The sequence below is a fragment of the Enterobacter cloacae complex sp. 6730903 genome (assembly GCF_048283985.1).
Lineage (GTDB): Bacteria > Pseudomonadota > Gammaproteobacteria > Enterobacterales > Enterobacteriaceae > Enterobacter > Enterobacter hormaechei_C.
This window is the reverse complement of the sequence record NZ_JBLVXX010000030.1, coordinates 57,159-67,170: the sequence shown is the minus strand read 5'-3', so window position 1 is coordinate 67,170 and position 10,012 is coordinate 57,159. Positions and strand designations below refer to the sequence as shown.

The 10,012-nt window shown below is 58.8% G+C and carries 8 protein-coding genes; 2 read left to right on the top strand and 6 right to left on the bottom strand.

Going from position 1 to position 10,012, the window contains the following annotated elements; all coding sequences use genetic code 11:
- Window positions 1–69: 69 nt before the first annotated feature.
- From ACNQ0W_RS16130 to yihU, 6 genes are read right to left on the bottom strand one after another with little or no spacing between them, the layout of a single operon-like run.
- A complete protein-coding gene (locus ACNQ0W_RS16130) occupies window positions 70–1,503 on the bottom strand; it encodes an MFS transporter (protein ID WP_417933215.1) in 1,434 nt (477 codons plus the stop codon).
- 43 nt (window positions 1,504–1,546) lie between these two features.
- Window positions 1,547–2,929 (bottom strand): MFS transporter, encoded by a 1,383-nt coding sequence (locus tag ACNQ0W_RS16125; protein WP_058646063.1) that lies wholly within the window; start codon window positions 2,927–2,929, stop codon window positions 1,547–1,549.
- A gap of 45 nt (window positions 2,930–2,974) precedes the next feature.
- Window positions 2,975–4,999 carry an alpha-glucosidase gene (locus ACNQ0W_RS16120; protein WP_062933596.1) on the bottom strand — a complete coding sequence of 675 codons (2,025 nt, stop codon included), beginning with the start codon at window positions 4,997–4,999 and terminating at the stop codon, window positions 2,975–2,977.
- A 16-nt stretch (window positions 5,000–5,015) separates the two neighbouring features.
- Entirely contained in the window at window positions 5,016–6,257 is a 1,242-nt protein-coding gene (gene yihS / locus ACNQ0W_RS16115; protein ID WP_116329993.1) for a sulfoquinovose isomerase, read from the bottom strand.
- 14 nt (window positions 6,258–6,271) lie between these two features.
- Window positions 6,272–7,147, bottom strand: a complete 876-nt coding sequence (gene yihT, locus ACNQ0W_RS16110) for a sulfofructosephosphate aldolase (protein ID WP_062933597.1) — start codon at window positions 7,145–7,147, stop codon at window positions 6,272–6,274.
- Between the two features lie 17 nt (window positions 7,148–7,164).
- A complete protein-coding gene (gene yihU, locus ACNQ0W_RS16105; protein ID WP_062933598.1) occupies window positions 7,165–8,055 on the bottom strand; it encodes a sulfolactaldehyde 3-reductase in 891 nt (296 codons plus the stop codon).
- A 155-nt stretch (window positions 8,056–8,210) separates the two neighbouring features.
- On the opposite strand from yihU, the gene ACNQ0W_RS16100 reads away from it, so the two are divergent.
- Complete coding sequence (locus tag ACNQ0W_RS16100; RefSeq protein WP_062933599.1) at window positions 8,211–9,107, top strand: sugar kinase; 897 nt, start codon at window positions 8,211–8,213, stop codon at window positions 9,105–9,107.
- Window positions 9,108–9,141: 34 nt separating this feature from the next.
- Entirely contained in the window at window positions 9,142–9,942 is an 801-nt protein-coding gene (locus tag ACNQ0W_RS16095; protein WP_062933600.1) for a DeoR/GlpR family DNA-binding transcription regulator, read from the top strand.
- The last annotated feature ends 70 nt before the right edge of the window (window positions 9,943–10,012 follow it).

The following is a 10,012-nucleotide window of genomic DNA, read 5'->3' as shown; positions in this document are numbered from 1 at the left end:
TTGAAGCCGTATATTTTCTGGAGGTTCATCAGGCGCGGAACTCATCGAGGCGCGGGAATAAAATCCCATTCAGACGCCGGATAGATTCAAGCAAGCCAATTTATCGTCAAAATCGGTGTTGCAAAAACGGGAGTGACCATAGATTCGTTTTCCAATCTCCTCGATAATAAAGGCGAAGCGCGCTTCGTTGAGTTTATAAAACAGCCCCATGGTCACGGCGGCAACGATCGCCAGGCCGCACGGCCAGAGGAAAATAAGCTGGCGCAACCCAAGCAGCGTGCCTGCGCTCTGTACGGCATGGGGAACATAGGCAATCTGGGTCAGCATGATACCGGGCAGAAAACCGGCTAGCGCCGCGGAGATTTTGCGCGAGAAGGTATAGCCGGTATACACCGACCCTTCGGCGCGGATCCCGGTTTTCCACTCGCCGTAATCAACCGTATCCGGCACCAGCGCCCAGTTCAGGCTGTTCACAAACGCGGTGCCGAAAAAGGCCATGCAGGAAAAGAGCACGAACAGCAGGGAACTGGTTCCCCAGACGAAGTTCAGCACGTCGCCCACCGCCCACAGCGTCAGCCCGCCCAGATAGACCGGCTTCTTGCCAAAGCGCTTCACCGCGCCAGGCACCAGAAACACGCCAATCAGAATGCAACCCATGCTGAAAAAGCCCATCCACGACAGGAGATGCAGATCGTTCAGCACGTACTGGGTGTAATAGACCTGAATCGCCAGCTTGATGTTAAACGCGGCGAGGGTACACAGGTTGGCGATGCACAGCACCAGCAGCGGCGGATTGCGGAAAATCGCGCAGAACGATTTCAGAATGCCGGGCTTATGGTGATCGGGCGTAAGCTCGACGTAGCGCTCTTTCACCCCGCTGTAGCACCACCACATGCAGAACAGTCCCCCGGTGACGAACACCAGCGCGGCCACCAGATAGCCGAGTGAGGGCTGGCTGACGAACAGCGCCTGAATCGGCATAAAGCCGACAGTACAGAGCAACAGTCCTACCGTTGCGCCGCCCTGACGCCACGCCGCAAGCTGCGCGCGCTCGTTCGGGTTTTTGGTGATGGCCGGAACCATTGCACCGTAGGCGCAGTTCATCAGGCTGTAGCAGAGGCCAAACATCATGAAGAGCACGGTGGCGAGGGCCGTTTTCACCGTCAGGCTAAAGTCGTTGGCCATAAACTGCGCCGTGGCCACCAGCGCCACCGGGACGGAGGCGTAGAGAATGAATGGCCGGAATTTCCCCCGCGCGCCGATATTACGCCGGGAGTCCAGCAGCACCCCGGTCAGCATGTCGGTAAACGCGGTGAAAAACTTCGCGACGAGGAAAATAATGCCGCCATAGAACGCCGGCATGCCCAGTTCATCGGTGTAAAACTTCAGCAGATACAGCGTGCCAATACACAGCATCAGATTTGAGCCAAAATCGCCCATCCCGTAGGCGCACTTCTCTCGCAGGCTCAATTTCAGGGTTAACGGATCAGTATTATGTGTCATGGTCGATCCTCAAAGCGCCCCGCAGGGCGCTCAATCACGTCATTTATGCCGTACGTTTGCGCAGTTCGATCTCTTCCACGATGCGCACATACATCTTCTCGTTAAGGTTGTAGAAGCAGCCCATGGCCACGATGGTGATGACCGCCAGCAGGCTCGGATAGATAAATATCAGCTGCCGTAGCCCTTCAACCGTGCCGGCGCTTTGCACCACGTTGGGCACATAGCCGATCTGCGTGAGCATGATCCCCGGGAAGAAGCCCGCCAGCGCCTGGGATACCTTACGGAAGAAGGTAAAGCCGGTGTAGACCGTCCCCTCGGAGCGCACGCCGGTGCGCCACTCGCCGTACTCCACGGTATCGGAGACCAGCGCCCAGTTCAGGCTGTTCACGAACGCGGAGCCGAAGAACGCCAGGCAGGAGAACGCCACGAAGCTCACCGAGCCGCCGCCGAAGAAGTAGTTAAGCAGATCGCCTGCCACCCAAATCGCCAGCCCGCTGATGTAGACCTTTTTCTTGCCGAAGCGCCGCACCGCGCCGGGCATCATAAAGACGCCGATAAAAATACAGCCCATGCTGAAGAAGCCCATATACGACAGCAGGATCGGGTCGTTCAGCACGTACTGCGTGTAGTAGACCTGAATGGCGAGTTTGACGTTAAAGGCGCCCAGCGTGCACAGGTTAGCGATGCACAGGATAAACAGCGGACGGTTCCCGGCGATGGCGCGAAACGACTGCAACAGCCCCGGTTTCTGCGCCGGGTTAGCAGGCTGCGTCTCGACGTAACGCTCGGTTACGCCTTTATAGCACCACCACATAAAGAACAACCCGAACAGCGAGAAGAGGGTGGCGGCAAAGATGTAGCCTAGCTGGTCGTTACCTTCAATCAGGTTCATCACCGGGACAAAGCCCACCGTACAGAGCAGCAGGCCCAGCGTAGCGCCGCCCTGACGCCAGGCGGCCAGCGAAGCACGCTCGTCCGGGTTTTTGGTAATGGCGGGCACCATCGCGCCGTAGGAGCAGTTCATCATGCTGAAGAACAGGCCGTACAGCATGAACAGCACCGTCGCCATCACCGTTTTACCGGTGATTTCAAACGGTGTGCCGACGAAGTTGGCAATCGCCAGCAACGTTACCGGGAAGGCTGCATACAGCACGAACGGGCGGAATTTCCCTTTCGGGCCGATCTTGCGCCGGGAATCGAGCATGATCCCGGTGCCCATATCGGTGAAGGCGGTAAAAAACTTCGCAATCAGGAAGATAATCCCGCCGTAGGTGCCAGGCAGCCCCAGCACGTCGGTGTAGAACTTCAGCAGATACAGCGTGCCGATATCAAGCAGGATGTTAGAGCCGAGATCGCCCATCCCGTAGGCGAGTTTTTCTTTAAACGGCAGGCGCAGGGTTGCCGGATCAGAAGTATGTTGACTCATTATTGTTCTCCGTCTGCCCGCAGGTTTCCCCGCGGGCGAGCCTTATCAGATATGACGTAAGGTGCTAAACAGATCTGCCCATTCGCTGTGCTGGCGATAGAAGACCGGCGGTTTGCCGAGCGGGGCATCAACGGTGATGTCACCGCCCTGGCAGGTTTCCCCGGTCCACGCATTGACCCAGATGTCCTGCGGCAGATAGAGCGACCAGTCGCGGCGTCCCTCTTCATGGACCGGCGCCACCAGCAGATCGCGGCCAAACAGGTACTGGTATTTCAGCGTGTAGGCGCGCGCGTCGTCCTCATAGTGCAGGAACAGCGGACGCATCACCGGCAGGCCGCTTTTCGCGTTCTGCGCAACCGCAGCTTTGATATACGGCTTCAGGGTGGTGAAGACGGTGGTCATGCGCGCGAAGTGGGCGATAGTTTCCGCGTCGCCGTCGAACTGCCAGTTGTCGCCAGGGCGGTTGCCCTCGTGGGTACGCATCATCGGCGTAAAGGCGCTGAAGTCGCACCAGCGCAGCAGCAGCTCTTTGCTGCGCTTCATCTCGAAGAGGGTCGTATAGCCGCCAATGTCGCTGTGGTGCAGCCCGTGCCCGGTCATCGCCAGCGACAGCGCCGCCGGTACGACGGACGCCAGACCATCGTCCAGGCTCCAGTCGACGTTCTGATCCCCCGCCCACATCATCACCGAGTGCTTCTGGCTGCCGGTGTAGCCCGCGCGCATGAAGAACAGGATCTCCCCGAGCTTGCCGGTCTCCTCCAGCGCTTCGTAGTTACATTTCGCCCACAGGGCAGGCCAGGCGTTATGCATGATCTCCGCGCTCACGCCGTTGTGCAGGAAGGTATCGGTCGGCAGATATTCCCCGAAATCGGCCATCCAGCCGCCGCAGCCCAGTTCGATCAGGTTCTTTTTGATCACCTCTTTGTACCAGCTGTAGGCTTCCGGGTTGGTCAGGTCGATAACGCCCGCGTAGAACTCGCCGAACTCAACGTGGTAATCCTTGCCGTCGGCATCTTTGGTCAGATAGCCGCGCTTCGACGCCTCTTCGCAGAGATCTTTATCGCTGGCGACGTACGGGTTGATGTAGGAGAGGAACTGCACGCCTTCTTCTTTCCACTGTGCAATCCGCTCATCAAGCTGCGGATAGAGCGCGCTGTTCCACTTCCAGTTCCACATTACGCGTTTGCCAAAGGAGGTCATGCGGATGCCGGACCAGTCCTGCGCCCAGATGCCGTTCACCTTCACGCCGCCCTTGCGCATGGCGTCGAGCTTCTGCTGACACACCTCGGTGCCGCCCTGAATACCCAGCGTCACGCCATCGTAAACCCAGTCCGGCAGTTCAGGCTGACGCCCCAGCAGGCCGGTCAGTTTTTCCAGCAGATCGACGTAGGTTTCTGCGCATTCGAAGCGCAGCGTGGCGTTATCTTCCCAGAACGCCAGTTCGTGGAAGTCCGGCGCGCTGAAGTCAAAGTTCATGTAGCAGCTGTTATCCACGTGGCAGTAATACTTCTGGGTGCTCACGAAGGTAGGCTGCGGGAAGAAGGTCCAGTAGTAATCGCCGCCCGCGTTCTCTTTGCAGTCGGCCTGCCAGGTGACGTAGGTCTGCTTATTGCGGCCCACGCCCTGCTCGCTGGTCCACAGCGGGAACGGCTTGCCGCGCAAATCGAAATACGAGAACTGCTCGCCGCAGCCGTAGATATGATCGTCAGGCTGAGCTGCCAGCCGCAGCCAGATGCGGTTATGGCTGGCGGCGTCATTTTTCAGCTTCAGCTCCAGACGGCCCTCACCATCCACGCCCACCAGCAGCGTGGCGCTCACCGCGTCGCCGCGGGTAAAGCGGATTGCCCAGCCCGCGCTTTGCTGCGTAACGGTCGCGTTCGTCAGGGCAATCTTTTCGTTGAGCTTGTCTTTGATGCTGAAGTTGCCACGAAACATCTCGATATCCGCCTCACCTGCGCCGATCCACAGGCAAGGGGCATCCGCAGAGTGGGATAAAATCAGACGGTCCTGCCAGCGCAGGGTGAAACCACTTTCGTTATTTTTCAGGTCAATATTGTGTAGGGTACGCATAAAAACTCCGTCTTTATTATTTGGCCAGGCTATCCAGTAATCCGGCGGCGACGGCAGGGGCTAAGCCCGGCGCCAGCGGCAGGCGGGGGATCACCAGGCAGTGCAGCAGATGGTAAATATCCTGCTTGCCGTCCCAGACTTTGGTGGTCACTTCGTTATTGGTGTCCAGCTCCTGCCACCATGAACCGTTTTCGTAATCCATCAGGTACTTGATGCAGTAATCCCACCATTTCTGATACCAGGCTTCGTACTGCGCCTCACCAGTGACGGTGTATAGCGCGTAAGCCGTGCCCATCGCCTCGACGATTGGCCAGCGCACGCGTTCGCGCACGATAGGCTTGCCGTCCCAGCCCACGGAATAGACAAAGCCGTCAGCCCCGTCGGGTGCCCAGGCGTCGCGGATGGTGGCGTGAAACAGGCCTTTCGCATCTTCCAGCAACCATTCCGGCGGGGTTTCAAAGCGGGCTTCCAGCGCGGCACGCAGGTGCAGCATCAGGCGGCCCCACTCGATCCAGTGCCCCGGCGTGCCGCCGTAAGCGCGGAAGCGGTGGGCGGGGTTATCGATGTTGTAATCGCGGATCGGGTTCCAGTTGGTGTCGAAATGCTCGTTAACGCGGTACTCCCCTTTGCGCGCCACGTCGTGAATAATCACCGAGGCGATACGCAGGGCGCGGTCGAGCCATTTACGGTCGTGGGTCACGTCATAGACGATGAGGAAGGCTTCCACGGCGTGCATATTGGCGTTACCGCCGCGGTAATCTTCCGTCTTGCTGAAGGCTTCGTTCCAGGACTCCAGGCACATCTGCTCCTGTTCGCTCCAGAAGTAGCGCTCAATCACTTCGATGGCGTCGTCCAGCAGCTTGCGCGCCTCGGGGTGGCCGGTGGTGACGGCGCTCGCCGCGCCCAGCAGGACGAAGAAATGCTGATAGCCCTGTTTGGACGCATCAATCACGCCTTCATCGTTTACGCAGGCGTACCACCCGCCGTGCTGTTTGTCGCGCAGCGGACCGTTCAGGGCATTAATGCCGTGCTCAACCAGGGCGTACGCGCCGGGACGCCCCATGTTCGCCGCCACCGCGTAAACATGCAGCATGCGGGCGGTGATCCACAGATGGGTGCCCATATCGCTGCGCACCTGCCCGTTATTGCCCAGCCAGCCAAAGCCGGTTGGTACGGCGGCGTTTTTACCGAAATCGAGAATGCGGTCGGTCTCTTGTTCGAGCCAGCGGTTATGGCTCAGGGTGTTAAACCATTTCATGTTTGGGTCCTTTCTTAACGGCGAGCCATCATTTCGTCGACGATCTCACCCAGACGCTGAAGTTTTGGTACTGAAATATCACGCAGCATCAGCTCGGTGTCCGACAGGCCAATCACCGATGACCAGACGGCGCGCCCGGCTAAAAAGCCTGATGCCCCCGCCTGCATAGCGACGCTAACGGCACGCGGGAATAACTTATCGTCCACGCCGGAGGAGAGGATTACCCACGGCATGGCGATGTTCTCGTTCAGCTTCTGCGAGGCCGTCAGCAGTTCCTGCTGTGTGCCCTTGCCAAACAGCGGCATTTCCACTTTGTAGAGGTCGGCGCCGCTGTCGCCCAGCTCTTTGGCCGCATCGATGATCGCCTGCTCGCGGTCAAACGCGGCGCCGCGGCGCGGTGGACGCACAACCGGCTCGATAATGCTCAGCAGACCGTTGTCGTGGCACAGCGTATTGAACGCCTTCACCATCTCCAGGCGCTGCTGCGGATCTTCATCGCTGCGCCACAGCACCAGAAGCTTCAGCGCCTTGCCGCCATCGCGTTTGACCGCCTGCGCGTCGACGTTCTTGTCGATCACCACGCTGTCGACCGGAATGCCGTTCCCCGGGATAAACTCGTCGGCGGCGACAATCATTGCGCAGCTTTTGGCCACGGCCTGCTGCTCGACAATCTGGCGGTAGCAGAACTGCTGGTCGACGAGGATCGCAGAGGCGTACGGCGACAGAATTTTTGCCGCATTGACCTTAAAATCCGTCAGGTGCTGGTCGGTTACCGGCACCGGCGCGCCTGCGGCAGCAAACATCAGGCGCATCGCTTCGCGCTGATCCACGGCCAGCATCGCAAAACCGCCGGAAGGTCGGGTGATATCTTTCAGGGTGTACATCGTCATTCCTCAGTCCTTTCGTATCAGTGTGATTTTTTCAGCCCGGCAGATGCGCGAACCTGTTCAAGAATGGCCGTCCAGTCTTCGCGCCCGCGCCCGGCGGCGCGTGCCTGGTTGTATACTTCGCGGGACGCCGCGCCCAGCGGCATCGGAACGTGGAGCTGGTTGGCCACGTCCAGGGCGATCCCCAGGTCTTTATGCGCAAGGTCGATCATGAAGGCGGGTGAAAGATCCCCTTTCAGCACCTTGTTCGGCCAGGATGTCGTGAAGTGGCCTTTACCCGCCGGTGTGCCGCTCATCACCTTGAGCGCCACGTCAAAGGAGAGGCCAAGCGCTTCGCACAGTACGGCGGCCTCGGCGGAAAGGGCGTTCAGGGCGATGCTCATGTAGTTATTGATGAGCTTCACGCGGATGCCCATGCCCGGCCCGCCAGCGTTAATCAGTTCATTGCCCATCGCCATTAAGACGGGGGTGGCGCGCTCAACCTGCTGCGCCGTACCGCCCGCCAACAGGAGCAGCGTACCGGCGATGGCATGATCAGAGGTGCGTCCGACGGGCACGTCCATCAGGCTGAAGCCTTGCTCAGCCATGTCACGGATCAGCGCGTCGGTTTGCAGCGGGTGAATGGTGGACATATCAATGACCAGCGCATCGCGGGATAACCCTTCGCACACGCCGTGCTCGCCGAACAGCACGCTGCGCACCAGGTCGCCGTTTGGCAGCATAGTGATCACGAATTCGGCATCCGTTGCTACCTGTGCGGGCGTAGCCGCCGCCCGGGCTCCGCTCTCTACCAGCGCCTGAACCGCCTGCGGGTTCACATCAAAAACGTTAAGCTGGTGGCCCTGTTTCAACAGATTCTTCGCCATGGGCGCGCCCATCTGTCCTAAGCCGATAAATGCGATTGCTGACATGCCTCTCTCCTGTCACATCGTGTCAATTTTTGCGCGTTTGTGGTGTCTGTTTTTGATCGTATTTGTAATTTATAGTCAAAAAATTGACACGGGTCACTTTTTAAACATTTGGTGAAATTAAAATGAAGGCATCAGAAATCGCAGAAGGAATCACCATGACTCGCATCGTTTGTGTCGGCATTACCGTGCTGGATCGCATCTGGTATCTCGATGATTTACCGAAAGAAGGTGGGAAATATGTCGCAAAAGATTATACGGAAGTGGGCGGCGGCCCGGCGGCAACGGCGGCGGTGGCAGCCGCGAAACTGGGTGCGGAAGTGGATTTTATTGGTCGGGTGGGGGACGACGATACCGGCAGACGGCTGCTCGCGGAGCTGGAATCCCTGGGGGTGAATACCCGCTACACGCGCGTGTGTAAGGGTGCCCGATCGTCGCAATCGGCGGTGCTGGTGGACGCAGGTGGGGAAAGAGTGATTGCCAACTACCCCAGCCCCGATCTCCCTGCGTCGGCAGACTGGCTGCAAGAAATCGACTTCTCTCAGTGGGACATTGTCTTAGCCGACGTGCGCTGGCATGACGGTGCAAAACAGGCATTTACCCTGGCCCGCCAGCAGGGCGTACCGACGCTGCTGGATGCGGATGTCACCCCGCAGGACATCGCGGATCTGATTGCCTTAAGCGACCACGCGGCCTTCTCCGCGCCAGGACTGCGGCGTTTAACGCAGCGGGATGGCCCCAAAGATGCGCTGAAGAAAGCACAAACGCTCACAAATGGACATGTGTATGTCACGCAGGGGCGAGACGGCTGTTTCTGGCTGGAAAACGACACGCTATGTCATCAGCCTGGTTTTGAAGTGAACGTCATTGATACCACCGGGGCGGGCGACGTGTTCCACGGTGCGCTGGCGGTCAGCCTGGGGCAGAAATTGCCCGCCGCAGACGCCGTGCGTTTTGCCAGCGCCGTCGCAGCACTGAAATGCACAAAGCCCGGCGGGCGCGCGGGTATACCCGACTGTGATCAAACCCGCTCTTTTTTGTCACTTTTTGTATAAAATGCGGGGCGTGATGGTTTTCAGAGGACAGCCCATGAGCCTTACCGAACTGACCGGCAACCCGCGTCACGATCAGCTGCTGACGCTGATTGCCGATCGCGGCTATATGAACATTGATGAACTGGCGCAGCTGCTGGATGTGTCGACGCAAACCGTGCGCCGGGATATCCGTAAGCTCAGCGAGCAGGGGCTGATCACCCGTCATCATGGCGGTGCGGGCAGGGCATCCAGCGTGGTCAACACGGCGTTCGAGCAGCGTGAAGTCTCGCTTACCGAAGAGAAACGGGCGATTGCCGAAGCCATTGCGGACTATATTCCCGACGGTTCGACCATCTTTATCACTATCGGGACGACCGTGGAGCACGTTGCCCGGGCACTGCTTAACCATAATCATCTGCGCATCATCACCAACAGCCTGCGGGTGGCGCACATTCTTTATAAGAACCCGCGCTTTGAGGTGATGGTGCCTGGCGGTACGCTACGCCCGCACAACGGCGGCATTATCGGGCCTGCGGCAACGGCGTTTGTGTCGGGCTTCCGGGCGGACTACCTCGTGACCAGCGTGGGGGCGATTGAACACGACGGTGCGATGATGGAATTTGACGTTAACGAAGCCAGCGTGGTGAAAACCATGATTGCCCATTCCCGCCACATTTTACTGGCGGCCGATCATACGAAATACCACGCCTCCGCGGCGGTTGAAATCGGCAACGTGGCGCAGGCGACGGCGCTGTTCACCGATGAGCTGCCCGGCCCGACGCTGCAAAACCACCTCAAATCCAGCAAGGTTGAGGTTGTCGAAGTCAATTCCGGAGAAGAGCAGCAGGCAGGCTGATCCTCTTATGGCCCGATATTGCGATTCGGGCCTTTCCTTTCTCTAAGCTGAATCTGGCGCATAGCTAAAG